This is a genomic window from Nocardia sp. NPDC004718 (assembly GCF_053601535.1).
In genome coordinates this window covers 25,310-51,749 of the sequence record NZ_JBSGCA010000037.1, presented here as the reverse complement: position 1 = coordinate 51,749, position 26,440 = coordinate 25,310, and the positions used below count along the sequence as shown (strand labels likewise).

Here is a 26,440-nt window from a genome sequence, read left to right as displayed (position 1 = left end):
CCGCCCGTGTACCGGGCTATCGTCGAGACATGACTAGCGGCACGGCAACGACGGCGGACCACCTACGCGCGGCACTCGACGGACCTTGGGCGGCCGTCCGGGACGAAGCCAGGACCCTGCTGGCCGGGGAGGAGTTCACCGCCGATCCCTACCTCGACTACAAGGCCGCCCGGGCGCGCGTGCTCGAGCAGATGAAGGCGATCTCCACGATGGGATTCGCCGAACGCGGCTTCCGCCGGGAGAACGGCGGTACCAGTGAGCCGGGCGCCGCGGTGGTCGGCCTGGAGATGCTCGCGTACGCGGACCTGTCGTTGTGGGTGAAATCGGGCGTGCAATGGGGTCTTTTCGGCGGCGCCGTGGAGAATCTCGGCACCGAACGGCACCGGGAGTACATCGAGCGCTTGATCTCGCTGGATCTACTCGGCTGCTTCGCCATGACCGAGTCCGGGCACGGCAGCGACGTCGGGAACCTGGAGACCACGGCGACCTACGACCCGCAGACCCAAGAGTTCGTGGTGCACTCGCCGACGCCGTCGGCGCGCAAGGACTACATCGGGGGCGCGGCCGAACACGCCAGGATGGCCGCGGTGTTCGCGCAGCTGATCACGCAGGGCGAGAACAAGGGCGTGCACTGCCTGCTGGTGCCCATCCGCGACGAGAACGGCGCCGACCTGCCCGGCGTGACCACCTATGACGACGGCCTCAAGGGCGGCCTGCCCGGCGTGGACAACGGGCGCATCGTCTTCGATCACGTGCGCGTGCCCCGGGAGAACCTGCTCAACCGCTACGCCGACGTCGCCCCGGATGGCACCTACAGCTCCGAGATCGACAACCCCAGCCGCCGGTTCTTCACCACGCTCGGCACCCTGGTGCGCGGCCGGGTGAGCGTCGGCGGCGCCGCGGCGGCGGGCGCGCGGGTCGCCTTGAGCATCGCGGTGCGCTACGCGCTGCTGCGCCGCCAGTTCTCCGACCCGGACACCGGGGTGGAAACCGTGCTGCTGGACTACCGCAGTCACCAGCGCCGTCTGCTGCCGCTGGTCGCGAAGTCGTATGCGCTCGCGTTCGCGCAGAACGACCTGGTGCGGCGGATGCACCTGGTGCAGACCGGCCAGAATCTCGAGCCGGGCGCACAGCGCGCACTGGAGAAGCGCGCGGCGGGCCTCAAGGTCGCGCAGACCAACCACGCCACCCGCGCCATCCAGGAGTGCCGCGAAGCGTGCGGCGGCGCGGGTTATCTCACGGAGAACCGGCTGGTGACCTTGAAGGCCGACACCGACGTGTTCACCACCTTCGAAGGTGACAACGTGGTGCTCACCCAGTTGGTGGCCAAGGAACTGCTCACCGCCTACGCCGACGAGGTGCGCGACCTGGACGCTCTGGGCTGGGTGCGCTTCGCCGCGACCATGGCCGGTGACGTGGTACGCAAGCGTTCGGGCGTGCGCCAGCTGATCCAGACCCTCCGTGACCGCGGCGACGATTCCATCGATGAGGGCGATCTGTCCCGCCGGGCGGTGCAACTGCAATTGTTCGCCGACCGGGAGGACTACCTGGTCCGCACCGCGGCGCACCGGCTGCGCGCCAGGGCTGAGGAGACCGGCCCGTTCGAGGCGTTCAACAATGCCCAAGACCACATCCTGGCCGCGGGCTCGGCGCACATCGACCGGCTGGTGCTCGAGGCGTTCATCGAAGGGATCTCCGACATCGAGGACCCGGCCGCGCGTGAACTCGCCGACTGGATGTGCGACCTGTTCGTCTACTCCACCATCGAGGAGAACCAGGCCTGGTACATCATGCACCGGTTCATGTCGGTGGACCGGGCGAAGGCGGTGCGCCGCGGCGTCAACGAACTGGTCGACCGGCTGCGTCCGCACGCTTCGACCCTGGTCGAGGCCATGGGCGTGCCGGAGCGGATGCTGCGCGCGGCCATGCTCGACGACGCGAGCGTCTTCCAGCGGGACCAGCCGATCTCGGCGTCGTCCTAGCGGCCGGGCGGTCGCACCCGTCGGCGGCCGCTCAGCCCGGTCCGTACGCCGTGAGCGCGGTGACCACGAACCACACGACCCAGACGAAGGCGACGATCATGCCGATGGCCAGGACGGTACGCATCACCGCGCGCCCGAAGTCGAGGTCGCCGGACTCGCGTGGATACAGCTTCCATGGGCTGTACCAGGGCGCCCGGATGACGAAGGCGGACGCCTGCGCTTCCCGCTCGGCCTGCGCGAGTTCCTCCGCGTAGGCCTCGGCCTGCGCCTGGTTGGGCCCACCGTGCCAGAGCGTGATGTCGATCGGGCCGAGGAAGCCCTCGTTGAGCAGTTCCTGCGGCGCGGGCAGGTAGGGCAGGATGCCGAGACCGCGGAACGCGACGGCGACGTCGTTGGCCGTCCAGAGGAACTTCTCCTCCGTGGCGAGCGAGTCGAAGTAGTGCCGCAGCCGGCCCGGGTCGTCGCCGATGATCACGTCGAAACTCGGATCAGCCCACCGCTGTTCGAGTCGCAACTGGGCGCCTGACAACGGCACGACCAGCGCGACGCCGTGCACGACCCGCTGCCCGAGGCCGCGGGCGGCCAGCCATTCCTGCAACGCGAAAGTGTGCTCGCGGGATTTGTCCAGCGGCGTGCTGCGGTCGCGGCTCTCCGTCGCCACCGGCTCGCCGTTGATGGTCCACTCGCCGTTGAGCGGGACCTCCAGCACGCCGTCCTGGCGGGCGACCAGCGCGTCGGCCTCGATCACCACGCAACTGGTCGGGGTCCAGATCACGGCATCGAATTGGTGCAGCCGATCCTTGTGGAACAAGCTGCAGGTGATCGTCGCGACACCATGCGGACTCCCGGGGTCCTTCCAGGTGCGCAGCCAATCGATCAGCACCCGCTCGGCATTGGTACCTGCGGCGTTCTGGACTCGCACGAGCATTGGCGGCCACCCTTCGCGTCGACACTCGACAGTGGACAGGATACGAGGTGCCGCAACGGATTCGCCGCGCCCGTGCCGACGAACGGCGTGTCGGGCGCGAGGCATGGCGGCCGGGCTACTCCGGTTCCTCGGCGGCGATCCGGCCCGCCCGCACGGCCCCGGCCAGTTCGGCGTGGTCGGCATCGGTGCGGTCGGCGTAGCGCACCGCGAACGCGGCGACCGCGTCGTCGAAGCGTTCGTCGCCGTCCAGATATCCCGACAGCAAGCGCGGGTCCAGCGAGCGGGAATGAGCCCTGGCCAGCAACGCGCCCGCCAGCCGCCCGTAGTCGTCGAGGTCGTCCGCGGGCAGCTCGGCGGGATCGATGCCGCCCTTCATATTGCGGAATTGCCGGACGATGAACGGGATTTCGACGCCGTCGCCGACCGGGTCGAGGGACGTCCACCCGAGCAGGAGATCCGACTCGGATTGAACGAGCCTGGCGCCCCGCACGATTCGCTCACCCTCGTGCCGTACGGCGGCCGTCGGCAGGAACGGGGCGAGCGCCGCCGCCGCGGCCTGCTTCACTTGCAGGACCAGCGCCTCGCCGTCGTTGCCGTGCAGCAGCGCGAGATAGCTGCGCAGCCCGACACTGCCGGTCCCGACGATCCGGAACGCGATGTCGGACACGGCGAATCGGGCCAGGAGATTGCGCCGCGACTCGGGCAAGGTGTCGGCATAGCGCTCCAGCCCGCCGATCACCGCCTCGGCGACGCGCTCGTCCACCGCGGTCAGAATCGGCGGATCGCTGACGAAGCGGTGCTTGCGGATACCGGTCTGGTGATCCTCGAGGTGCTCGGTCCACTTGGCCACCACCTTGGCGCTGGTGTTCTTGCGCGCCTTCTTGGCCGCCTTCTTGAAGTCGTCGAGCAGGTCGTCGGCCTCGGCCCTGGCGAGCACCGACTCGTCGGGCAGTGCGGACCAGGACGCCATGAACGGCATCGCGGCCAGATCCGCCACGGCCAGCCGATAGGAACGGGCGGCGTCGCGCGCCGCGATGCGGCACTCGTCCTCGTCGGCGCCCGCCTCGCGCCCGGCCAGCACCAGGCCTGCCGCGAGGCGCTCCAGATCCCATTCCCACGGCCCGGGCACGGTCTCGTCGAAATCGTTGATGTCCATGATGATCTCGCCGCGTGCGGTGCCGTACAGACCGAAGTTCGCCGGGTGCGCGTCGCCGCACAACTGGGCCGTGAGGCCACTGTCCGGGCCACCCGCCAGATCTGCCGCCATCAAACCCGCCGCGCCCCGATAGAAGGTGAACGGCGAGGCGATCATCCGCCCGATCCGCAGCGGTACCAGGTGCGGCAGCCGGCCCGTGTTGCTCGCCTCGACGAAGTCGAGCACGCCCGGGCGCCGGGCGCCGGTGGCCGCCCGATCCCGTGCGCTGACCGGAACCCGCTCACGCAACGCGCGTCCGCGGGCGCGCACCTCCTCCGCGGGCACGTAGGAGCGCAGGTCGATACCACTGTCTGACACAACGGATCACGCTAGCCGCAGGCGACCGTGCATGCCGCGTGGCTTCGGCCTCACTTCACCTGGGTACGGGGCGACGCAGGCTCGATCGGCAACCGCAGCGCGCCCGGCGCCTCGGCGGGCACAGCCGGTCGCGCGGGCGGCACCGGAGCGATGCGCTGGTAGGCCGACCCCAGTTCCGGCCGCGGGTCGGGTTCGTCGCGGTTGGGCCAGAACGCCATCGCGCGCTCGGCTTGCGCGGTGATCGTCAGCGACGGATTGACGCCGAGATTGGCGGTCACCGCCGAGCCGTCCGCCACGTGCAGGCCGGGATGACCGTAGACCCGCTGGTACGGGTCGACCACGCCGCTGCGCGGGCTCTCGCCGATCACGCATCCGCCGATGTAGTGGGCCGTGGCCGGGATGTCGAACACGTCCATGATCAGCCCGTGGGTGTCGCCGTCGACCTTGGCGCCGAACCGTCTGCCGATGTCGTGGGCCAGGGGGATCCAGGTCGGGTTCGGCTCGCCGGTGCCCTGCCTGGTGCGCAGCCGCCCGCGCCGGCGGAACGAGGTCAGCGAGTTGTCCAGCGACTGCATGATCAGCAGGATCACCGACTTCTCCGAGGCGTGCCGTGCGTTCAGGCTGCGCAGGAACACCAGCGGGTGCAGCAGGATCGCCAGCAGGAAGCGCAGGAAGCGGAACGCGCCGCCGTCCACGATGGGCACCGACATCGGGAACAGCGCGTTCTGGCCCTTGCCGTAGTGACACACCTCGACGTGGGTGTCGGGCTCCGGGTGGATCGATGAGGTGATCGCGATGCCCTCGGCGAAGTCGCGGCGGGCGCGGCTGACCACGTTGAGGATGGCCTCGGAGTTGCTCCGGGTCAGTTCGCCGACCCGGGGCGACAGGTGCGGCAGAATGCCGTCGTCCCGCATCTCGAGCAGCAGCTTCTGCGTGCCGAGCGCGGCGCCCGCGAACACCACCTGCTCGGCGGTGAAGGTTCTGCGCTGCTTGCGGATCCAGCGGCCGGACCGCTCGGTGTCGACGGCGTATCCGCCGCCGGGCAGCGGCCGCACGGCGGTGGCCGTGGTCAGCGGGTGAACCTGCGCACCGGCCTGTTCGGCCAGGTAGAGATAGTTCGTGGTGGTGGTGTTCTTGGCATTGTGCGGGCACCCGGTGAAGCAGCGCGCGCAGTGCACGCAGCCGTTGCGGCGCGGGCCCGCGCCGCCGAAGTAGGGATCGTCGACCTCCGTGCCCGGATCGCTCTCGTTGAAGAACACGCCGACATCGGTCGGATGGTAGGTGTCGGCCACACCGAGGTCCTCGGCGATCTCCCGGATCACCTCGTCGGCCGGGGTCGTGCGCGGGTTGGGCGCGACGCCGAGCATGCGCTTGGCCTGGTCGTAGTACGGCGCCAGTTCCGCGCGCCAGTCGGTGATGTGCGCCCATTGCCGGTCGGTGTAGAAGTTCGGCAGGGGCTCGTACAGCGTGTTCCCGTAGATCAGCGAGCCGCCGCCGACACCGGCGCCGGAGAACACGGCGCACTTGCCGAGCAGGCTGATCCGCTGCGGACCGGTGAGGCCCAGGCGCGGCGCCCAGATCGATTTGCGCACATTCCAATTCGTGCGCGGGATGTCCTCGGCGTTCCATCGGCGGCCTGCCTCGAGCACCCCGACGCGGTAACCCTTCTCGGTGAGCCGCAGGGCGCTGACGCTGCCGCCGAAGCCGGAGCCGATCACCACTACGTCGTAGTCGAATGCGGACATGACTTCCTCTCGCTCACCGGCCACATGGTGAGAAATATTCCAAATCATTCTGTCACCGTCGCGCTATGGCGGAAACCATCCTCGCACGGGCATGCCGCGTCGATATCCGGAAAATTCGGCCCGCGGAGATGGCGAGGAACGGGGTCGGTGGGGTATGCACGGGGCGTGACAACCGAATCGGGCGCAGCCCAACCGGAGGAACGCGCCGCCGACGGCGGAGTGCGGGGAGTCTTCGCCGACCGCATCCTGACCGTGCCGAATGTGCTGAGCGTGCTGCGCCTGCTGGGCGTCCCGCTGTTCCTGTGGTTGCTGCTGATCGAGCGGGCCGATGGCTGGGCGTTCGCCCTGCTGGTCGTCAGCGGCGTCACCGACTTCCTGGACGGCAAGCTCGCCCGGCTGCTGGGGCAGTCCTCACGGCTGGGAGCACTGCTGGATCCGTTCGTCGACCGGCTCTATCTGGTCACCACGCTGGCGGCTTTCGTGATCCGCGGCCTGATCCCGTGGTGGGTCGCGGCGGTCCTGGTCGGCCGCGACCTCGTGCTGACCGCGACGTTGTCGGTGTACAAGCGCCGCGACCTGCCCCCGCCGGAGGTGATCTACCTGGGCAAGGCGGCCACCTTCGCGCTGATGTCCGCGCTGCCCTGGCTGCTGGCGGGGCAGATGGACTGGGCCGGGGCCGGTTTCGGGCGAGCCTTCGGCGGGGCACTGTTGATCTGGGGCACCGCGGTCTACGTCTGGACCGGCGTGCTCTACACCGGCAAAGCCATCGCGGTCGCAAGAGCGATACCGGCTGTGGGGCACCGGACGGCGTAGCCGATAGAGTTTGCGTGCAACGTTCAAACGAAAGGACGGCCTGTGACCCAGACCCCCGAGGATCTGCGCTACACCGAGGAGCACGAGTGGGTACGCCGGATCGCCCCGACCCGGGTGCGGGTGGGCATCACCGACTACGCCCAGTCTCAACTCGGTGACGTTGTGTTCGTGCAGCTGCCCGAGGCGGACGCGGAGGTGGTCGCCGCGGACAGCATCGCGGAGGTGGAGTCGACCAAGAGCGTGTCCGACATCTACGCGCCGCTGAGCGCGAAAGTCGTTGCGGTGAACGACTTGCTGAACTCGGAGCCGGAGACGCTGAACGCCGATCCCTACGGTGACGGATGGCTGTTCGAGTTGGAGGTGGGCGATGCGGCGAGTCTCGACGCGACGCTCGGTGAACTGCTGGATGCCGCAGGTTATCAAGGAGTTATCGGGGGCTGAAGCAGCCTTCCCAGTTCTACCTGCACGGGTGCGGCCCGGCAGGGTACGGTCAATGCCAACAGATGCACCCGGCGGCTGTGCCGGGAATCTAGTGACTCGACGGCAGGTCGTGGTACCAGAGGTATCACCTGCTTGCAGGGATAATCAGGTTCGAGGAGGAGAGAAACGGTGAGCGAGAACAAAGACCCGGGTTACGGGGAGACCGCGGCCGAGACGACGTCGGTCTTCCGCGCGGATTTCCTGAACGAGGTCGACGCGTCGCGCTCCGGAGAGCCGACCGGCGAACAGCCGGTCCAAGGGGTCGAGGGTCTGCCCGTGGGCGCGGCCCTTCTGGTCGTCAAGCGCGGCCCGAACGCGGGCTCGCGGTTCCTGCTGGATCAGCCGACCACGTCGGCGGGGCGCCACCCCGACAGTGACATCTTTCTCGACGACGTCACCGTCAGCCGTCGGCACGCCGAGTTCCGTCAGGACGACGATTCCTTCCAGGTCGTCGACGTGGGCAGCCTGAACGGCACGTATGTGAACCGGGAGCCGGTGGACTCCTCCGAACTGCAGAACGGTGACGAGGTCCAGATCGGCAAGTTCCGGCTGGTGTTCCTCACCGGACCGCGCGCCCAGGTGACCGACTCGTCGGCGGGCGCGGGGAGTCTATGACGGCGTCGGTGCCGGGTCGCGCACTCATGAAAGGCTCGGAGTCATGAAGGACCTGGCGCTGTGACCGGTGCGGCGCAGTGGGCACGCGGAGGGATGTCGATCGGCTCCGTGCTCGACCTGCTGCGCCCCGACTTTCCCGACGTCACCATCTCCAAGATCCGCTTCCTGGAAGCGGAGGGCCTGATCCGGCCGGAGCGGACGCCTTCGGGCTACCGCAGGTTCTCCGTGGCGGATGTGGAACGGCTCCGGTTCGTATTGACCGCGCAGCGCGATCAATACCTGCCGTTGAAGGTGATCAAGGAGCAGCTCGAGGCAATCGATAGCGGTGCGGCGACGCTCGGTGTGCGGGAAGCCCGCGCCCGAGCGCACTCCGTCCGGCCCGGTGCGCCGGAGTCCGGGCGCGGCGCGCCCGACGCGGAACCCGCCGTGCCGGGTTCCGAACGTGGCGTGCGCCCGGTGGCCGCGCCTCGTAGGCTCGGCGTCGTGCCGAGCGAGATCTCCCCGGATGATCTGCGCTTCGATCACGAAATCCGGGTCACCCGGGCCGATCTGCTCGACCAGGCCGGGATCGAGGAGAAGTTCCTGGGCGACCTCATCCGGGCCAATCTGATCACACCCGGCCCGGCGGGGTACTTCGACGCGGACGCGGTCACGCTGGCCAAGACCGCGCGGGCGATGGCCGAATTCGGTTTGGAAGCACGGCATCTGCGTGCGTTCAAGCTCGCGGCCGACCGGGAGGCCGCGCTCGTGGCGCAGATCGTCGCCCCGATCGCGAAGAGCAGGGACGCGGGTGCGCGCGCCCGCGCGGAGGAGACGGTGCGTGAACTGGCCGCGCTGTCGCTGACCCTGCACACCTGTCTGGTCAAGTCCTCGGTCCGGGGCTCGCTCGGGGGCTGACCCCCGACCGGCCACGGTCCTGAGGTCGCGGCGAACCGACACCCTGATTTCTGCTGTGCAGACGGATCGCTGGACCGGTGCGGGTTCGCCTAGACTCGTGGTACGGCGAGCTCTGCGGCGGTCATGCCGGGCCGGCGGCGAGTATGGGAGGCAGTGCGATGAGCGAAATGCGCGTGATCGGCATCCGTGTCGAGCAGCCACAGAACCAGCCCGTGCTGTTGCTCCGCGAAGTGGCGGGCGACCGGTATCTGCCGATCTGGATCGGGCAAGCCGAGGCGACGGCGATCGTCCTCGAGCAGGAGGGGGTGACCCCGATCCGCCCGCTGACCCACGACCTGATCAAGATCCTGATCACCGAGCTGGGGCACACATTGAAGGAAGTGCGGATCGTCGATCTGCAGGAGGGCACCTTCTACGCGGATCTCGTCTTCGAGAACGATCTGCGGATTTCGGCGCGGCCGTCGGATTCGATTGCGATCGCCTTGCGGGTGGGTTGCCCGATCCATGCCGAGGAGTCGGTCCTCGAGGAAGCCGGCCTCGTCATGCCGGACGAGCGCGAGGACGAGGTGGAGAAGTTCAAGGAATTCCTGGAGTCGGTGTCTCCCGACGACTTCAAGGCGACCGATAGCTGAAGTAGAGGTCGAGACTTTTCCCGCGCGTCGCGTTTGGCTCGATGACGCCGCGGGCTGGACAATCGTGGGGAGTAATCTCGACAGTTGGGCCACGACCGTTTCGGCCGAATCCGCACCGATTCGGTCGGTGACGGCGCCGGGTCATCGATGAGGCTGGGAATGCGTCGGCGAAGCAAGGGAGTGGTCAGTGGCAGAGCAATCGCAGGACGTGGTACAGCCAGGACTGTTCCCCGACGACTCGGTACCTGACGACATGGTCGGCTATCGCGTTCCCAGTGCGTGCCAGGTGGCCGGAATCACCTACCGGCAGCTCGACTACTGGGCGCGCACCGGTTTGGTGGTGCCTTCCATCCGGAGCGCGGCGGGTTCGGGCAGTCAGCGGCTGTACTCGTTCAAGGACATCCTGGTCCTGAAGATCGTCAAGCGGCTGCTCGACGCGGGCATCTCGCTGCAGAACATCCGGATCGCCGTCGATCATCTGCGCAGCCGCGGCGTGCAGGACCTGGCGGGAATCACCCTCTTCTCCGATGGCACCTCGGTGTACGAGTGCACGTCGGCCGAGGAGGTCGTCGATTTACTGCAGGGCGGGCAGGGTGTGTTCGGGATCGCCGTGAGCGGCGCCATGCGCGAGCTGACCGGCGCCATCGCGAACTTCCCGGCGGAGCGCGCGTCGGCGATCACCGAGCGTCCGGAAGACGAGCTGTCGTTCCGTCGTAAGGCGCGGATGAACCGCAAGACGGGCTAGGATTCGCACAACGCTTTCACGGCCGGGCAAGGCGTGCAGCCTCCCCGGCCGTGGTGCGTGACAGCGCCGTCGGCGGCGGGCAAGGGCCGGGGCGGCAGCGGAAGGGGGGCGCCGTGCAGGCACGCGATATCACCGGGCTCGTCGGGCCGATCGACCGGATCGACGCGTTTCCGACCGTCGATGAACTGAATGCCTTCGCCGACGCCCTCGCGGCCGCTCACCCGGATCGGATCTCGATCACCGAGCTCGGACGTTCGCGCGGCGGCGACCCGATTCGGGAGGTGACGGTCGGATCCGGCGACCGGCATATCTTGGTCTTCGGCAATCCGCATCCGAACGAGCCCATCGGCATGGCCACGATTCGTCATCTGCTCGGCCGGATGGCCGCGGACGAGACGGTGACCGTGGGCGCCACGTGGCATTTCCTGCTCTGCGTCGATCCGGACGGAACGCGGTTGAACGAGGGATGGTTCGCCGGTCCGCACACCAGAACCGGCGTCGCCCGCGGCTTCTATCGGCCGCCCGCGGCCGAGCAACCGGAATGGTGTTTCCCGGCCGAATGGCGCGGCCGGCGCGTCGGAGTGCCGCTCCCGGAGACGAAGGCGATGATGGCGCTGATCGACCGCACGCGGCCCGCGCTGATCGCCTCCCTGCACAACGCGGAGTTCGGCGGCGGATTCTTCTACACCTCTGGCGGTGACCCCGGGTACTGGTCGGCGTTGACCGCAGGTCTCTCCGCCGCTGGCGTCCCGATCTACCAGGGCGAACCCGACGCCCCGGGCGCCCGCACGCTCGCTCCGGGAGTCTTCGAGCTGCCGCTGTTCGAGGCGATGGCGGATCTGCTCGCGGCCCAGGGCCTCGACTCGGTCACCGCGCTGGGCGGGGGCGGCTGCCGGGACTACGCGGCGCGCTACGGCACGGCGATCCTGGTCTGCGAATTGCCGCTCTGGGTGGACTCGCGGATCGGCGACGGTTCGGCGGGCGACCGAGTGCTGGGCGACCTGCTCGACGCTACCGCCGCCGACTACCGGGCCATGGCCGAAGTCGCCTCCGAGGTGCTCGCTCGAGTCGACGGCACATTGAGCGGTCGCAGCCCGTTCGAGCGGTCGGTGCGTGCGCTGGTCGCCGGGCTGCCGGGGCTCGCCGTGAGCAGACAGTCGGTGCCGCAACGAAATCGGATCGCGACCCGGGGCGAGATCTTCGTCGAGCAGTACGACTGGACCGCGATGCTGCGCCTGCGGCTGGGCGGCATGCTGCTGCGCCTGCTGGAGGACGAATACGCACTCGGCGGCAGTACGGCGCTGGCCGCCGAGCGCGACCGGTTCGCCGCGGTATTCGATCAATGGTGCACCGACGTGGAGCAGAACGCCCCCGGTGTCGCGGTGCCGCTGGCCCGTCTGGTGGGCGTCCAAGCGGAGTCGATCGTGCTGGCGGCTGTGCGGCTGCGCGCCGGACTCGCCATCTGACGGGTGATGCTCGCTCGGTCCCCGAGTGACCAGAACGACACGGTGCGCGCGGGGTCCGGTGGCGCGCTCCGGCGTGTCGTCGGCTTAGACTGACGGTGCGTCGCCGCCGTGCGGGAGAGCCTCGGTCCGGAAACGAGTCCGAGCGCCGAAGGAGCAGCACCTCCCCGTCAATCTCTCAGGCAAAAAGGACCGTGCGGGCTTCGACGCCTCTGGAAAGCGGCGGCTTCGAGCCGCCCGCCCATGGGGAAAGGGTCTCGGCCACCGGTCGCAGGACCCGAATCTCTCAGGCGCCACGACAGAGGGGGAGGGCCGGTACCCGTCGACCGTCTGGTCGACCCCGCCCGACCTTGGGAGCTGTTGTGACTCGCTCGTTCGCCGACCGCCATATCGGACCCGACCGGGAGGAACTGGCCCGGATCCTGGACGTCGTCGGCGTGTCGTCGCTGGACGAGCTGGCTGCCGTCGCGCTGCCCGCGAGCATCCTGGACGGCGACGGCCTGGCCGGGCTGCCCGCGGCGGGCTCCGAGCACGAGGTGCTCGCCGAACTCGCCGAACTCGCCGGGACCAACACCGTGGCCACCTCGATGATCGGGCTGGGTTACTACGACACGCTGACCCCGCCCGTGCTGGTGCGTAACCTGCTGGAGAATCCGGCCTGGTACACCGCCTACACGCCCTATCAACCCGAGATCAGCCAGGGCAGGCTCGAGGCGCTGCTCAACTTCCAGACCATGGTGTCGGAGCTGACCGGCATGGACGTCGCCAACGCGTCGATGCTGGACGAGGCCACCGCGGCCGCCGAGGCCATGACACTGCTGCGCCGGGCGGGCCGATCGAAGTCTCCACGCCTGGTCATCGACCGCGACCTGTTCCCGCAAACCAGAACGGTGCTCTACACCCGGGCCGAGCCGCTGGGCCTGGAGATCGTGGAGGCGGATCTGTCCGCCGGAGAGCTGCCCGACGGAGAGTTCTTCGGTGTGCTGGCGCAAACTCCCGGGGCTTCCGGTCGCGTCGTGGACCTGACCGAGTTGATCGCCGCGGCACACGATCGGGGCGCCTTGGTCGCGGTCGGGGCCGACCTGTTGGCGATGACGCTGATCACGCCGCCCGGTGAGCAGGGCGCCGACGTGTGCTTCGGCACCACCCAGCGCTTCGGCGTCCCGCTCTGTTTCGGCGGTCCGCACGCCGGATACCTCGCGGTGCGGCAAGCACAGGCCCGTCAGCTGCCCGGCCGCCTGGTCGGCGTCTCGGTGGACGCGGACGGCGCCGTCGCCTACCGGCTCGCCTTGCAGACCCGCGAGCAGCACATCCGCCGGGAGAAGGCGACCTCCAACATCTGCACCGCGCAGGTGCTGCTGGCCGTCGTGGCCGCGATGTACGCCTCCTACCACGGTGCCGACGGGCTGCGGGCGATCGCCCGCCGGGTGCACGGGCACGCCGCGGCGATCGCGGCCGGGCTGGACGGCGCGGTGGTGCACGACAGCTTCTTCGACACGGTGCTCGCGCACGTGCCCGGCGGCGCGGAAGCCGTTGTGGCGAAAGCGAAGTCGCGCGGCATCAATCTGCGCCTGGTGGACGCCGACCACGTCGGCATCGCCTGCGACGAAGCGACCACCGACGCGCATGTCGCGGCCGTGCTCGAATCCTTCGGCACGGCGGTGTCGTCCGAGCCGGGGGCGCCCGCGCCGGTCGCGGCGATCGAGAGCCGGACTTCGGAGTTCCTGGCTCACGCCGCGTTCACGAAGTACCGGACCGAGACGGCGATGCTGCGGTATCTGCGCGCACTGTCCGACAAGGACATCGCGTTGGACCGCAGCATGATTCCGCTCGGCTCCTGCACCATGAAGCTCAACGCCACCGCCGAGATGGAGGCCATCACCTGGCCCGGTTTCGCGCGCGTGCATCCCTACGCGCCGGTCGAGGACGCGCCGGGCCTGCTGCGGGTGGTCGCGGACCTGGAACGGTGGCTGTCGGACATCACCGGCTACGACTCGGTGAGCTTGCAGCCGAACGCGGGCAGCCAGGGCGAGTACGCGGGGCTGCTGGCGATCCGGCGCTACCACCTCGATCGCGGCGACACCCACCGCGACACCTGTCTCATCCCGTCCAGCGCGCACGGCACCAACGCGGCGTCGGCGGCCATGGCCGGCCTGCGCGTGGAGGTGGTGAAGTGTCGCGCCAACGGCGACGTCGACCTCGACGACCTGCGCGCCAAGATCGCCGATCACGCCGATCGCCTGGCCTGCATCATGATCACCTATCCGTCCACGCACGGCGTCTACGAGCACGAGGTCGCCGAGTTGTGCGCGCTGGTGCACGACGCGGGCGGTCAGGTCTACGTGGACGGCGCGAATCTGAACGCCCTGGTCGGCCTCGCCCGGCCGGGCCGCTTCGGCGGCGACGTGAGCCACCTGAATTTGCACAAGACGTTCTGCATCCCGCACGGCGGCGGCGGTCCCGGCGTCGGTCCGGTCGCGGTGCGCGCGCACCTGGCGCGGTATCTGCCCGGCGACCCGCTGGAAGCGGGGTCGCACGCGGTGTCGGCCGCAAAGTACGGCTCGGCCTCCATTCTGCCGATCACCTGGGCCTACATCCGCATGATGGGCGCCGATGGGCTGCGCCGCGCCACGCTGTCGGCGATCGCTTCGGCGAACTACATCGCACGGCGGCTGGACGAGTACTTCCCGGTGCTCTACACCGGCGAGCGCGGCATGGTGGCGCACGAGTGCATCCTGGACCTGCGCGAGATCACCAAGCGAACCGGCGTCACCGTCGACGATGTGGCAAAACGCTTGGCGGACTATGGGTTCCACGCGCCGACCATGAGCTTTCCGGTGGCCGGTACGTTGATGGTGGAACCCACCGAGAGCGAGAACCTCGCCGAGCTGGACGATTTCATCGAGGCGATGATCGCGATCCGGGCGGAGATCGACCAGGTCGCCGCGGGCGTGTGGCCGGTGACCGACAACCCGCTGCGCGGGGCGCCGCACACCGCGGCGTCGCTGGTGGGGGAGTGGGAACACCCCTACAGCCGGGAAGTCGCCGTGTATCCCCGAGGTATCGGGCATGCCAGGGCGAAGGTGTGGCCGCCGGTGCGCCGGATCGACGGCGCCTATGGCGACCGGAACCTGGTTTGCGCCTGTCCACCGCTGGAGGCGTACGCGGACTGACTGCCGGTCCGGTCGCGTATCGACCTCACCGCGTGGCGGCCACCTTTGCGTAGGTGTTCGCCAGGCTCGGCCAACCGCCCGGGCTGCCCACTGCGTCGTACATGGACTCCCAGCCCGGTCCGTGCTTGTCGAAACCGGAGTGCACCAGCGTGACGGCGGTGCGGTCGGGAGCGACCGCCGAGAAGGTGACATCCACTCGGCTGGCCCGCTCCGGATCGGGTTCGTGCTTCCAGTCCAGGCCGATCGCCCAGGAGAACGCGAAGTGGGTCGGCGGCTGCCACACCAGCACGGTGCCCCACGGGCATTCGGTGCCATCGTCCTCGCGACCGAGGCAGCGGCCGCCCACGCGCGGCTCGATCACCTCCTCGGCGAGCCGGCCCGCGCCGATGTGGTGCTCGCGCGGCCACCAGCTGTCGATGCCGGTGGTGAACACCTCGTAGGCGGTCTCGATGGATGCGTCGACGACGAGTTCGACGCGTACGTCCTTGTCGCTGGTCTGTTGTGTCATGACTGCTCCTGGTCGGTAGCTCGTCCTTCGGCGGCCCTCCGGCCTGCTTCGTCCTGGAAAGCCGACATCGCGGTGGTCCAGAACCGCGTGAAGTACACGCGCAGCGCGTCGATACCGGTGGGATTCAAGCGGTACACCCGGCGGGTGCCGACCGCCTCGTGGGTCACCAATCCGGCCTGTTCCAGCACCCTGAGGTGCTGCGATACCGCGGGCCTGCTCACCGGCAGATCCGCGGCCAGCTGCCCTACCGCGCACGGCCCCTTGCCGAGGCGCTCGAAGATCGCCCGCCTCGTCGGGTCACCCAGCGCGGCCAGCGCCGCATCTCGGTAAGTCCCCACGAACCGTAAGTTTAAACTTACCGATAGTGGCTGTCCATAGTGCGAGGCGGGAGTTCTGTCTTCGCGCGGGCGGCGCGCTACGGCGTGGTGAGCGCCTGGACGACGGCGGAGCCGAAGCCGATGTCGTCGGAGGTGGCCAGGCGGGTGTAGTGCCCGCCGGTCTGCTGCGCCAGGGCCTGGAGGGTCTGCGTGCCGCTGCCGCCGACCACGATGACGTCGACGCGCACCGGCCGGGTGCGGTCGGTCGCCGCGGTGATGTCCGCGGCCAGTTGTGTGCCGGTGACCGTGGAATCGTCGTCGGGTCCGTCGGTGATCAGCAGCACCGAATTGGTGCGGCCCGGCGTGTACCCGGCGACGACGCTGTTGTACGCCGCGATCAGGGATGGGTAGGCCTGATCCGACCGGCTCTCGCTCGCGCGCACCGCGGTCAGCGCGGTGCCGATCTTCGTGCGCTGGTCGGTGGTCAGCGGGGCGGTGGCGGCGGCCACCCGGTATGGAGTGGTGCCGTCCAGGTTCTTGCCGAAGGTCCACACGCCGAGTCCGAAGTCCGGCGGCATGACCGTCATCGTGGAATTCAGCGCGGCCAGGACGTTCGCCAGACGTGTCGTGGCGCCCTCCGCGGTCCCCATCGACGCCGACACGTCGACCAGGACGGTGGAGCGCACGCCGAGTACCGGGTTCGCCAGCGTGGCGCGGACCTTGTCGAGCGCGCCACGGGGCGGGACGGCGGCCGCGGTCTGCGGCGCGGCGGCGAATCCCGCCGTGACGAAGGCCTGCGCCTGCTCGGGCTTGCGCAGATAGTCGGTGAACCGTCCCGCGATGAGGTTCTGCGTCTTGTCCACCCACGCGCCGGACATCAACGCGGCCGGGTAATCGGCCACGAGTGCGGCCCCGGCGGGGCGGAACGCCACGACGCCGGGCAGCCCCTTCAGTTGCTGCTCGGTAGCGGCTATCGCGTGCATGGGCGCGTCCTGCGCCGTGAGCTCGGTCAGCGCGGCCGCGGCGTCGGACGCCTCGGGAGCGTCGGCGGCGAGCCCGGAAATCGCGGCGACCACCTGACCGGACTGCGCCGCCTGCTCGCTGAGCGGCTCCGCGCCCGAGACCGCGGAGCCGACCGCCGTGGCCGCGGCGAGGGTGGCGTCACCTGCGGGCAGGGCCATCCGTAGCCCGCCCCATCCGTTCAGGCCGACATCGGCGAGCGAGCCCTGCTGCAACCGCGGCAGGTCGGCCCAGGACACGTCGGCCTGCTCCAGCGCGCGCCGCAGGTCCTCGGGCACCGCGAGCACGATCGGGCTGGTGGCGATGGGTACCGGCGTGCCCTCGATCAGGCCCGGCACCCGCATGGACTCGATGGAACGGGTCGAATCGGCGATCCACAGCGCCGGCTGCGGGCCGAGCGCCTTGTCCCATGGCTTACCGCTGGTGAACGCGGCGACGACGGACGCGGACGGCTGTGCGGTCACCTCGACCCGCGCGCAGTGGTCGCGTACTTTCGGCCGGGTGGCGTTGTAGCTGTCCGCGGCGGCCCGCACCTGCGCGGCGATGCCGGGATCGGCCGTCACGGAGAGTGTCGCGGGCCCCTCGACGCATTCGGCCGCCGCCGCGCTGTCCTGGTTCGCCGCGCGATCGCGCAACTGGAACCAGACGACGACGATCGCGGCCAGTAACGCAACGACGACCACTGCGATAACCGGACCTTTGCTGACGCCCCGGGATCTGGTTGCGCTGCGATGAGTGCCCACGCGGTCAGTGTATGGTCACCGGCGCCGAACGAAGTCGGCGAGGCTCCCCGATACCGGCGCGGTTGCGCGCCGTCGCGTTGGCCCGCCGCCGTGCCGCACGGCACGACGGCGGGACCGCTCAATGGCGGATCACCCGTCCGCGGTCGAACTCGTGCCCGCCCCAGACGCCGGATTGCCCGGTGCGCGCGGCGAAGTCACCGCAGGCGTCCCGGATCGGGCAGCGCGCGCAGACTTCCCGGGCGTAGTGGAAGTCCTGTGACGGGTACGGGAACCAGGCTTCGTGGTTCGGGTCGCCGCGGCAGGCCGCCCGGTGCCACCCTCGGGAATCCGAGAGCGGGAGCAGGTCGGCCAGGGTCGGCTCCGCGACGGCGGTGGTCTCGGCGCTCGTCATCGCGATCTTCTCCTTTCTCGGGTCGTGGTCAGGTCGAGGCGAGTTGCTTCCAGATCCGGCGCTGCTGCCGGATCCGATGGGTGGGGGCCTTCGGCTCCCAGAGCAGGCGCATGCCCGCCTCCCCCGGGGTGCGGTCCGCCTTGGCCGTGTTGCACGGCGCGCAGCAGGCCACGAGGTTGCCCCAGGTGTTCGGGCCGCCCCTCGACCGCGGCCGGATGTGGTCCACGGTGTGCGCCCGCCCGGCGCAGTAGCCGCACCGGTTCCGGTCGCGACGCAGCACGCCCGCCAGGGTGGCCCTGCTCTCGTCGTGCGCCAGCACGGCGTGCTCGAGGTAGACGTAGCGCAGCAACCGAATGGTCTGTGGCAGAGCGATTTCCACGTGCCGTGACCGAATCGGGAAATGCGGCTCGCGGTCGGCCACGGTCTCCGCGGCGCCGGCGACCAGCAGCACGACGGCCCGGTCGGCCTTGATCTCGTCGAGCGCCTCGTAGGAGGCGTTCAGGACGAGTACCCCGCTGTGTATCCAGTTGTCGGCGGTTGTCGGCGCCTGATCGGCGGCACGGCGGAACGTCATGGGAATCACCATGTTTCGTGCGAATTCGAGCGAAGGAGGAGAGCGAGCGGCGATCAGCCGAGGATCTGGAGGCGGCTGTCGACCGGTTCGTCGCGCCGTGCGCGCAACGGTCTGCCGATCGCATCGCCCGCGGCCGACGATCGCGCCGCGAGGGTATTCATTCGCTTCGTCGTCTCCGGAATCACTGCCGCCCCTCCTCTCCACTGCCCGGCGGCCACCTCGAGGTGATGGCCGGTGTCGAAACACATGGTGGCACAGCGCACCCGCCGTTGTCGGGTCATTTTTCGGCGGTGCTACGGAGGGTGATCCCCGGAGGTCAGGCCGGTCGCAGTTCGGCGGCGCCGAAGGAGACGTTGAACCGGTCGCACCAGATCGCGACGCTGGTCAACCGGGCCAGGTCGGCGTCGGCGGGGATGGGGTAGTTCTGGTTGCCGTGGTTGCCTTTGAGCTTGCCCAGGTCGGTGTGGCTGCCGTCGTCGAAGACGAACCACCCGTCGCGGCCTTCGCGCACCGGCGCGTCGGTGAGCCAGACATGCAGGTCGGGGCCGTCGGAGGTGTCGAGGTCTTCCAGTCTCAGCACTCTGCTGCCGTCGGCCAGTCGCAGGACCGCGACGGTGCCCGTGGTGGCGTGCTCGTGTGAGATGAACGTGCCCCGGGCGATGGTGCGCGGCTGGGCTTCGGTCCCGCCCGGACCCGGTGCCGGGGAGGCCGACGGCGCGGCCTCCTGCACGGTGGTGTCGGTGAACAACCGCCATGGCTGGAACACGGCCAGTCCCGCGCCCAGCGCCACGATCAGCAACGCAACGACGGCCCAGGTGATCGGCGATCGAGCGATGCCCCGTGCGGACGCCATGGCTTCTCCTCGGAGTATCAGGCAAACTCGCCCCCATCCGATTATGGGGGCGAGCGGGGGTGGCGTCGACGGAAAGAACGTCATCCGATCGGAGAGTGGCCGAGCAGGACGTGGCCCGTGAAGTGGGTCTGTTTGGCCCGCGGCAGCGGGTGGAACAGGCAGCCGTGCACGTCGCGGTAGCGCATCTCCAGCTCGCAGTCGCGCGAATAGCCGATTCCGCCGACGGTTTCGATGGCCAGGCGCACGGTGTGCAGAAGTGCGTCCGCCGCGGCGGTCTTGCGGCTGAGCGTCCGGCTCGCGTACTGATCGGTGTTTGCGAAGCGCAGGTTCTCCGATCCGGTGAACATGGCGTCGACGAGATCGCCCGCGGTGGTGTGCGCGGTGGCCATCTCGCCGGCCAATTGGACGGTCGGCGCGTCGGCCCGACCGGCGGCGAGCGTGGTCGCGATATCGACCGCGCCGTCGGCGATACCGAGGTAGGCCGCCATGACCAGCGGCATCGCCGCGCCGATCACGACGTTCAGCAACGGCGGCCACACCGATGCCGGGCGGGTCAGCGATACCGCCGCGTCGGGCACGAACACATCCTCGAGCACTACGGTGTGCGAACCGCTCGCCCGTAAACCCAAAGTGTCCCAAGTCTTCTCGATCCGTACGCCGTCGGCGGTGAACGGGATGGCGCAATGCAGCACGTGCGGGCCGCCGGGTGCGTCGTCCCAGCGCACGCTGGTCACCAGGACGGTGCCCGCCTCGCATCCGCTGGCGGGCGTTTTGCGCGCGTGCACCCGGTAGCCGCCGTCGACCCGCTCGGCGCGGCCGTTGGAGCCGACCCAGTCCGAGGCGCCCGTGCTGACCAGGATCGCACCCGCGACCACCTTGGCGAACAGTGGTGCGGCGTCGATGCCGTGGTTGTGCCGCCACACCTGGGCGGCGACCAGGTGGGTGTGCATCGCGAAGGCGACCGCGGTGGAGGGGTCGTGGCGGCCCAGCTCGCGCAGGATCGCGCCCATCTCGCGGTGGGTGACCCCGCCGCCGCCGAACTCGGCGGGGACGAGCGCCGCGGACAGTCCGCTCTCGCGCAGGAGATCGAACGCGGCGAGAGAGATCTCGCCGGAGTGGTCGCGGGCGGCGACCTCGGGATGAAGAGCCTCGCCGACGCGGCGTGCGCGGGCGACCCAGTCGGTGGTGGTTTCGGTGGGGGCAGGAGCTGTAGTGGTCATGTTTCGAAGTTAGGAACGGCCGCGATAACCGGATAGTGCAGAAAGTGGACCGCCCCGGTCCAGAACCCAGACCGCGTTCGCGAGGTGCCATGACGACTTCGACGCCGAGTTACGGCCAGTACTGCCCGATCTCCCGGGCGCTCGACGTGGTGGGCGAGCGCTGGTCGCTGCTGATCCTGCGCGACCTGCTGCTGGGCACCACCCGGTTCAACGATCTCGCGCGCGGCCTGCCCGGCCTGTCGCGCAGCCTGCTGGCCAAACGCCTGCGGCAGTTCGAGCGAGCCGGGCTCGTGGAGAAACTGGTCGGCGAGTACCTGCTCACCGACGCCGGGCGGGAACTGGAGCCCATCCTGTTCGGCCTCGGCGAATGGGGTGCGCGCTGGACCTTCGGCACGCCGCGCGAGGACGAGCGTGACCCCGCTCTGCTGGTGTGGTGGATGCACACCCGGGTCGACACCTCGTCGTTTCCGGGCCGTCGCCACGTGCTGCACGTGCGTTTCACCGACGACCTGCGCCGATTCTGGATCGTGATCGAGGCGGGCGTGCCCTCGGTGTGCGAATCCGATCCCGGCTATCCCGTGGACGTCGCGATCAGCTCCGATATCGCCTCGCTGTACCAGGTGTGGCTGGGGCGGCTGCCGCTGGCGCACGCGCTGCGGACGGGCCGGGTGGCGTTCACCGGCCCGCCCGCGCTCACCCGCCGGATGCCCTCGGTGCTACGGCTCAGCCCCGTGGCCGGGTACGCGGACACGTCGCACCCGGATGCCGCCACTCAGCGCGCATCCTGAACTCCGGCGGCCTGCTCAGAGATTCCCGACGATGTGCTCGAGCCGCTGGGCCACCAGCTCGCGGGCCTTCTCGCGCAGCGCGGCCGGTACCCGCTCGGGGTCGGCCTCGAAATCCCGAGCCCCGGTCAGCCTTTCGTGTCCCGCGCGGTGCCGGTCACCACGCCGTCGAGCAAAGTGGTCGCGAGGATGTCGGCTATCTCGCCGGGGGAGCGGCCGCCGTGCGGGCGGTACCAGAACGACACCATGTTCAACATGCCGAGCACGCTGTTGGTGACCACGTGGTCGTCGGTGCGCAGCAGCCCCTCGGTGTGACCGGCGTCGATGACGCGTTGCCAGCACTGCTGCACCCGGTCGCGCAGGTCTTGCAGTTGTGCGGCGCGCTCGCCGGTGAGCGCGCCGACGTCGCGTAGCTGGATGGCCACCTCGCGCTGATGCCGGACGATCAGCCGCACGTGACTGTCGATCATCTTGCGCAGCTTGGCGACCGGATCGCCGGGCCCGTCGGCGATCTGTTCGGCCTCGGTCAGCATGAGCTGCGTGTAGTCGCGCAGGATCTGCCAGAGCAGCTCTTCTTTGGAACCGATGTGGTAGTACAGCGCGCCGCGCTGCACGTCGGCGCGCTCGCCGATCTCGGCCACACCGGTGCCGTGGAAGCCCCGTTCGGCGAACAGGTCGATCGCGGCCCGCACGATCCGTGCCCTGGTGTCGCCCGCGGTCGATTCGGCCGCGGGCGGACGGCCCCGCCTACGGGACGGGGCGGTCATTTCGACGGGTCCAGCACGATCTTGCCCACACCGTCGGCACGCTCGGCGAACATCCGGTAGGCGGCGGGCCCGTCGGACATCGGAAGGTGGTGGGTGACCACCGCCTCGGGCCGCAGCCTGCCGCCCGCGGTGAGCTTCAGCAGCGCGGGCAGTTCGTTCTGGACCGAACACAGCCCGATGTGGAATTCCAGGTCCTTCACCTGCGCCGCCATCATGTGGAACGGATAGGCGCGGTTGTGGCTCACGCCGATCACACTGACCCGGCCGCCGTGCCCGACGGCGCTGATCGCCAGCTTGATGGTTTCGTCGGCCCCGACCGCCTCGATCGCGACATCCGCTCCGCCGCGCAGCGTTTCGCGGATCGCCTGCTTCGGATCGTCCGATTCGACCGGCTCCGCGCCGAGGTCGGCGGCGCGCTTGCGGCGTTCGGCCAGCAGGTCGACGCCGAGTACCCGCGCCGCGCCCATCGCGAACGCGGACTGGACCGCCATGAGACCGACCGGGCCGAGCCCGATCACCACTACGGTGTCGCCCGGCGCGATCCGGGCGCGCCGGGCTCCGTACCACGCGGTGGGCGCGTTGTCGGTGAGCACGACGGCGGCGGTGTCGCTCACCTCGTCGGGCAACTTCGCCAGATTGCCCGCGGCGTGCGGGACGGCGAGCAACTCGGCCTGGCATCCGGCCAGTGCGCCGCCGAGCCCGTAGCAGGCATCCACCGGCAACGGGTGGCGAGCGCACGCGGTGACGATCCCGGCGCGGCACTGCGCGCAGCTGTCGCAACCGGCGGAGGCGGCGACCAGCACGCGGTCGCCGACGGAGAATCCTCGGGTGTACGGCCCCACTTCCACGATCTCGCCGACCGCCTCGTGCCCGACGCCGTAACCGGCGCCGGCGACGAATCCGTGTCCGGCGTAGATGTGCAGATCGCTGCCGCAGATGCCCGCCGCGGTGACCCGGACGATCGCGCCGTCGGGGCCGGGCAGCACGGGATCGGGCCGGTCGCCGTACGAGATCTGTTGCGGTCCGTCATAAGTCAGCGCCTTCATCGCCATCCTCCGTCGATCGGGAGGGTGGCGCCGGTGCAGAACGCCGAGGCCTCGGTGGCGAAGAACAGCGCCGCGCCGACGATCTCCTCCGGCCTGCCGACTCGGCGGAGGGCATTGTGTCTGGTCAGTTCCGCGCGCAGTTCGTCCGGCCACGCCGTGGCGATGTCGGTTTCGAAAGGCCCGCACTGGATGGTGTTGACCCGCACGTTCGGCGCGAACGTCTGGGCCAGCCCTCCGGTCAGGGCGTTGAGACCGGCCTTGGCCGCCGAATAGGGGACCGCGAAGGGTTCCGGCCGGATCGCCTCGATCGAGGAGACGTTGATGATCGAGCCGCCGCCGTCGGCCGCCATCCGGCTGCCGATCAGGGCGGACAACCGGAACGGTCCTTTGAGGTTCACGCCGATGACCTTGTCGAACAGCGCCTCGGTGACCTGGTCCAGGCTGGGGTACAGCGGCGAGAGGCCCGCGTTGTTGACCAGCACGTCCACCCGGCCGAACGTGTCGTAGACGGTCTGCACCAGGGCGTCGCACTGCGACCAGTCGCTGACGTTGCAGGCCACGGGCAGGGCGCGGCGGCCGAACCGCCCGCTCACCTCATCGGCCAGCGCGGCGCAGCCGTCCAGCTTGCGGCTTGCGATCACCACGTCCGCGCCCGCCTCGGCGAACGCGAGCACCATCTGTTTGCCCAGCCCCCGGCTTCCCCCGGTGACGACAACGACCTTGTCGGTGAGTGGCACCTTGTCTCCTGCATCTCCGAAAATGTTCCGACCAGTACATTAAATCCGGCGGGCGTTACGATCAAGGGGCTGTCCGGCCGACCGCCGACGGCTCACGACCCGCCGGGCGCAACGACCAGCTCACCTCGGCGTGGCGGACGGATTCGGGCACAGGCATGGGCGACCCGGCGCGCGGTTACACCGCTACCCACGGGTAACATGACACTGTTTTCCCACTCGGTTTTCTCGGAAGTGAGGCAGTAGATGACAGAGCGGATTCAGGTCGGCGGGCTCCAGGTGGCACGCGTTCTCCACGAGTTCATCGAGAACGAGGCGCTCCCCGGTTCCGGCGTGGATTCCGCCGCGTTCTGGGCCGGCGCCGAGCAGGTCATCAATGATCTCGCTCCGCGCAACCGCGCTCTGCTGGCCGAACGCGACGAGATCCAGGGCAAGGTCGACGCCTGGCACGCGGAGCACCCCGGCGCGAACTACGACAAGGCCGCCTACAAGAACTTCCTGACCGACATCGGCTACCTGCGGCCCGCGCCCGCCGATTTCGAGATCACCACCCAGAACGTCGACGAGGAGATCGCCGCGACCGCGGGCCCGCAGCTGGTGGTGCCGGTGATGAACGCCCGTTTCGCGATCAACGCCGCCAACGCGCGTTGGGGCTCGCTCTACGACGCGCTCTACGGCACCGACGCCATCTCCGAGGCGGGCGGCGCGGAGAAGGGCACCGGCTACAACAAGGTGCGCGGCGACAAGGTCATCGAGTGGGCGCGCAACTTCCTCGACGACTCGGTCACCCTGATCACCGGTTCGCACATCGGCTCGACGTCCTACAAGATCGTCGACGGCGAGCTCGAGGTCGGCCTCGAGGACGGCACCAGCATCGGTCTGGCCGACGCCTCCCAGCTGGTCGGGTACCTCGGTGACCCGGAGGCGCCGAGTTCGGTGCTGCTGAAGCACAACGGTCTGCACATCGAGATCCAGATCGACCCGCAGTCCCCGATCGGCAGCACCGACACCGCGGGCGTCAAGGACGTCGTGCTGGAGTCCGCGGTCACCACGATCATGGACTTCGAGGACTCGGTCGCCGCCGTGGACGCCGAGGACAAGGTGCTCTGCTACCACAACTGGCTCGGCCTGATGAAGGGCGACCTCGCGGAGAAGGTCACCAAGGGCGAGAAGACCTTCACCCGCACCATGAACCCCGACCGCGTGTACACCGCGCTGGACGGCGGCGAGCTGGCGCTGCACGGCCGTTCGCTGCTGTTCGTGCGCAACGTCGGTCACCTGATGACCTCCGACGCCATCCTGGACGCCGAGGGCAACGAGGTGCCCGAGGGCATCATGGACGGGCTGATCACCTCGCTGATCGCCAAGCACAGCCTGTCCGACGACGTGCAGCTGAAGAACAGCCGCACCGGCTCGGTCTACATCGTGAAGCCGAAGATGCACGGCCCGGACGAGGTCGCGTTCACCGACGAGCTGTTCGGCCGGATCGAGGACGTGCTCGGGCTGAGCCGCAACACGCTCAAGGTCGGCATCATGGACGAGGAGCGCCGCACCACGGTGAACCTCGCGGCCTGCATCCAGGCCGCCGCCGAGCGTGTGGTGTTCATCAACACCGGCTTCCTGGACCGCACCGGCGACGAGATCCACACCTCCATGGAGGCCGGGCCGATGGTCCGCAAGGCGGACATGAAGTCCCAGCAGTGGATCCTGTCCTACGAGGACTGGAACGTCGACACCGGTCTCGCCGCCGGCCTGCCCGGCAAGGCGCAGATCGGCAAGGGCATGTGGGCCATGCCGGACCTGATGGCCGACATGCTCACCCAGAAGATCGGTCACCCGCGCGCGGGCGCGAACACCGCGTGGGTGCCCTCGCCCACCGCCGCGACCTTGCACGCGACGCACTACCACCTGGTCGACGTGTTCAAGCGGCAGCAGGAGATCGCCAAGGGCGGTCGCCGCGCCACCGTGGACGAGATCCTGGAGATCCCGCTGGCCGCCGCGCCGAACTGGACCGACGAGGAGAAGCGCCAGGAGCTGGACAACAACTCGCAGTCCATCCTCGGCTACGTGGTGCGCTGGATCGACCAGGGCGTCGGCTGCTCCAAGGTGCCCGACATCAAGGACGTCGCGCTCATGGAAGACCGTGCCACCCTGCGCATCTCCAGCCAGCTGATGGCCAACTGGCTGCGTCACGGCATCGTCAGCGCCGATGAGGTGGTGGCCAGTCTGGAGCGGATGGCCCCGGTCGTCGACCGGCAGAACGCGGGCGACCCGAACTACCGGGCGATGGCGCCCGACTTCGCGGGCAGCATCGCGTTCCAGGCGGCCAAGGAGCTGATCCTGGAGGGCACCAAGCAGCCCAACGGCTACACCGAGCCGATCCTGCACCGCCGTCGCCGTGAGGCGAAGGCGCTGGCCTGCGTCTAGTCTCCGTGTGGCGCGAATCCCCCGGCCCCCGCGGCCCGGGGGTTGGCGCGTTCGCGGGGGGCCAGGAGT

At 69.5% G+C, this 26,440-nt stretch carries 25 protein-coding genes and 1 riboswitch; of the genes, 11 read left to right on the top strand and 14 right to left on the bottom strand.

The genetic code is table 11. The features are described from left to right. Positions 1-29 precede the first annotated feature (29 nt). On the top strand, positions 30-1,982 hold the full coding sequence (locus ACWEH3_RS25420) for an acyl-CoA dehydrogenase family protein (protein WP_450025494.1): 1,953 nt from the start codon (positions 30-32) through the stop codon (positions 1,980-1,982). A 31-nt stretch (positions 1,983-2,013) separates the two neighbouring features. Here the strand turns inward: ACWEH3_RS25420 and ACWEH3_RS25415 are convergent, their stop codons facing one another. The 3 genes from ACWEH3_RS25415 to ACWEH3_RS25405 form a co-directional block, all read right to left on the bottom strand. After that, positions 2,014-2,910: a nuclease-related domain-containing protein gene (locus ACWEH3_RS25415; RefSeq protein ID WP_450025496.1), complete on the bottom strand. Its 897-nt coding sequence runs from the start codon at positions 2,908-2,910 to the stop codon at positions 2,014-2,016. A gap of 115 nt (positions 2,911-3,025) precedes the next feature. Then, on the bottom strand, positions 3,026-4,423 hold the full coding sequence (locus ACWEH3_RS25410; protein WP_450025498.1) for a DUF2252 domain-containing protein: 1,398 nt from the start codon (positions 4,421-4,423) through the stop codon (positions 3,026-3,028). 50 nt (positions 4,424-4,473) lie between these two features. Then, on the bottom strand, positions 4,474-6,168 hold the full coding sequence (locus ACWEH3_RS25405) for a GMC oxidoreductase (RefSeq protein WP_450025500.1): 1,695 nt from the start codon (positions 6,166-6,168) through the stop codon (positions 4,474-4,476). A 219-nt stretch (positions 6,169-6,387) separates the two neighbouring features. On the opposite strand from ACWEH3_RS25405, the gene ACWEH3_RS25400 reads away from it, so the two are divergent. The 8 genes from ACWEH3_RS25400 (at position 6,388) to gcvP (ending at position 14,986) form a co-directional block, all read left to right on the top strand. Next, entirely contained in the window at positions 6,388-6,981 is a 594-nt protein-coding gene (locus tag ACWEH3_RS25400; protein WP_450025516.1) for a CDP-alcohol phosphatidyltransferase family protein, read from the top strand. Positions 6,982-7,023: 42 nt separating this feature from the next. Beyond that, positions 7,024-7,422, top strand: a complete 399-nt coding sequence (gcvH, locus tag ACWEH3_RS25395) for a glycine cleavage system protein GcvH (RefSeq protein WP_355078501.1) — start codon at positions 7,024-7,026, stop codon at positions 7,420-7,422. A gap of 168 nt (positions 7,423-7,590) precedes the next feature. Beyond that, complete coding sequence (gene odhI / locus ACWEH3_RS25390; RefSeq protein WP_043690204.1) at positions 7,591-8,076, top strand: oxoglutarate dehydrogenase inhibitor Odhl; 486 nt, start codon at positions 7,591-7,593, stop codon at positions 8,074-8,076. 93 nt (positions 8,077-8,169) lie between these two features. Continuing rightward, entirely contained in the window at positions 8,170-8,973 is an 804-nt protein-coding gene (gene ftsR / locus ACWEH3_RS25385; protein WP_450025503.1) for a transcriptional regulator FtsR, read from the top strand. 158 nt (positions 8,974-9,131) lie between these two features. Beyond that, a complete protein-coding gene (locus ACWEH3_RS25380; RefSeq protein ID WP_039797829.1) occupies positions 9,132-9,605 on the top strand; it encodes a bifunctional nuclease family protein in 474 nt (157 codons plus the stop codon). Positions 9,606-9,792: 187 nt separating this feature from the next. Continuing rightward, positions 9,793-10,350, top strand: coding sequence for a MerR family transcriptional regulator (locus ACWEH3_RS25375; protein ID WP_067811025.1), 558 nt, complete (start codon positions 9,793-9,795; stop codon positions 10,348-10,350). 50 nt (positions 10,351-10,400) lie between these two features. Continuing rightward, positions 10,401-11,816, top strand: coding sequence for a M14 family zinc carboxypeptidase (locus ACWEH3_RS25370; RefSeq protein WP_450025506.1), 1,416 nt, complete (start codon positions 10,401-10,403; stop codon positions 11,814-11,816). Between the two features lie 101 nt (positions 11,817-11,917). Further along, positions 11,918-12,018, top strand: a riboswitch (glycine riboswitch). 157 nt (positions 12,019-12,175) lie between these two features. After that, positions 12,176-14,986 (top strand): aminomethyl-transferring glycine dehydrogenase, encoded by a 2,811-nt coding sequence (gcvP, locus tag ACWEH3_RS25365; RefSeq protein WP_450025508.1) that lies wholly within the window; start codon positions 12,176-12,178, stop codon positions 14,984-14,986. Positions 14,987-15,011: 25 nt separating this feature from the next. On the opposite strand, the gene ACWEH3_RS25360 is transcribed toward gcvP, so the two are convergent. The 8 genes from ACWEH3_RS25360 to ACWEH3_RS25325 all read right to left on the bottom strand — a co-directional run bounded on the left by ACWEH3_RS25360 (position 15,012) and on the right by ACWEH3_RS25325 (position 20,612). Then, positions 15,012-15,494 (bottom strand): SRPBCC family protein, encoded by a 483-nt coding sequence (locus tag ACWEH3_RS25360; protein ID WP_450025510.1) that lies wholly within the window; start codon positions 15,492-15,494, stop codon positions 15,012-15,014. Next, positions 15,491-15,832, bottom strand: a complete 342-nt coding sequence (locus ACWEH3_RS25355; RefSeq protein ID WP_450025512.1) for an ArsR/SmtB family transcription factor — start codon at positions 15,830-15,832, stop codon at positions 15,491-15,493. The genes ACWEH3_RS25360 and ACWEH3_RS25355 overlap by 4 nt, the downstream gene beginning before the upstream one ends. Before the next feature lie 77 nt (positions 15,833-15,909). Further along, the gene (locus tag ACWEH3_RS25350; RefSeq protein WP_450025514.1) at positions 15,910-17,514 is read right to left on the bottom strand and encodes a VWA domain-containing protein; all 1,605 of its coding nucleotides are present in this window, start codon (positions 17,512-17,514) and stop codon (positions 15,910-15,912) included. 178 nt (positions 17,515-17,692) lie between these two features. Then, positions 17,693-17,965, bottom strand: a complete 273-nt coding sequence (locus ACWEH3_RS25345; protein ID WP_450026435.1) for a WhiB family transcriptional regulator — start codon at positions 17,963-17,965, stop codon at positions 17,693-17,695. Between the two features lie 28 nt (positions 17,966-17,993). Continuing rightward, positions 17,994-18,539: an HNH endonuclease gene (locus tag ACWEH3_RS25340; RefSeq protein WP_450026433.1), complete on the bottom strand. Its 546-nt coding sequence runs from the start codon at positions 18,537-18,539 to the stop codon at positions 17,994-17,996. 53 nt (positions 18,540-18,592) lie between these two features. Continuing rightward, a complete protein-coding gene (locus ACWEH3_RS25335) occupies positions 18,593-18,820 on the bottom strand; it encodes a hypothetical protein (protein ID WP_450026431.1) in 228 nt (75 codons plus the stop codon). 35 nt (positions 18,821-18,855) lie between these two features. After that, a complete protein-coding gene (locus tag ACWEH3_RS25330) occupies positions 18,856-19,392 on the bottom strand; it encodes a DM13 domain-containing protein (protein ID WP_450026429.1) in 537 nt (178 codons plus the stop codon). 80 nt (positions 19,393-19,472) lie between these two features. Continuing rightward, on the bottom strand, positions 19,473-20,612 hold the full coding sequence (locus ACWEH3_RS25325) for an acyl-CoA dehydrogenase family protein (protein ID WP_450026427.1): 1,140 nt from the start codon (positions 20,610-20,612) through the stop codon (positions 19,473-19,475). 89 nt (positions 20,613-20,701) lie between these two features. Between ACWEH3_RS25325 and ACWEH3_RS25320 the strand changes: the two genes are divergently transcribed. Beyond that, positions 20,702-21,400: a winged helix-turn-helix transcriptional regulator gene (locus ACWEH3_RS25320; RefSeq protein WP_450026425.1), complete on the top strand. Its 699-nt coding sequence runs from the start codon at positions 20,702-20,704 to the stop codon at positions 21,398-21,400. Positions 21,401-21,525: 125 nt separating this feature from the next. On the opposite strand, the gene ACWEH3_RS25315 is transcribed toward ACWEH3_RS25320, so the two are convergent. The 3 genes from ACWEH3_RS25315 to ACWEH3_RS25305 are packed head-to-tail and all read right to left on the bottom strand — an operon-like array spanning position 21,526 to position 23,947. Continuing rightward, complete coding sequence (locus tag ACWEH3_RS25315; RefSeq protein ID WP_450026423.1) at positions 21,526-22,164, bottom strand: TetR/AcrR family transcriptional regulator; 639 nt, start codon at positions 22,162-22,164, stop codon at positions 21,526-21,528. After that, positions 22,161-23,210 carry a zinc-binding dehydrogenase gene (locus ACWEH3_RS25310; RefSeq protein WP_450026421.1) on the bottom strand — a complete coding sequence of 350 codons (1,050 nt, stop codon included), beginning with the start codon at positions 23,208-23,210 and terminating at the stop codon, positions 22,161-22,163. Before ACWEH3_RS25310 ends, ACWEH3_RS25315 begins: the two co-directional genes overlap by 4 nt. Beyond that, positions 23,207-23,947 (bottom strand): SDR family NAD(P)-dependent oxidoreductase, encoded by a 741-nt coding sequence (locus tag ACWEH3_RS25305; RefSeq protein ID WP_450026419.1) that lies wholly within the window; start codon positions 23,945-23,947, stop codon positions 23,207-23,209. Before ACWEH3_RS25305 ends, ACWEH3_RS25310 begins: the two co-directional genes overlap by 4 nt. 243 nt (positions 23,948-24,190) lie before the next feature. Between ACWEH3_RS25305 and ACWEH3_RS25300 the strand changes: the two genes are divergently transcribed. Beyond that, positions 24,191-26,371 carry a malate synthase G gene (locus ACWEH3_RS25300; RefSeq protein WP_450026417.1) on the top strand — a complete coding sequence of 727 codons (2,181 nt, stop codon included), beginning with the start codon at positions 24,191-24,193 and terminating at the stop codon, positions 26,369-26,371. Positions 26,372-26,440: the final 69 nt, after the last annotated feature.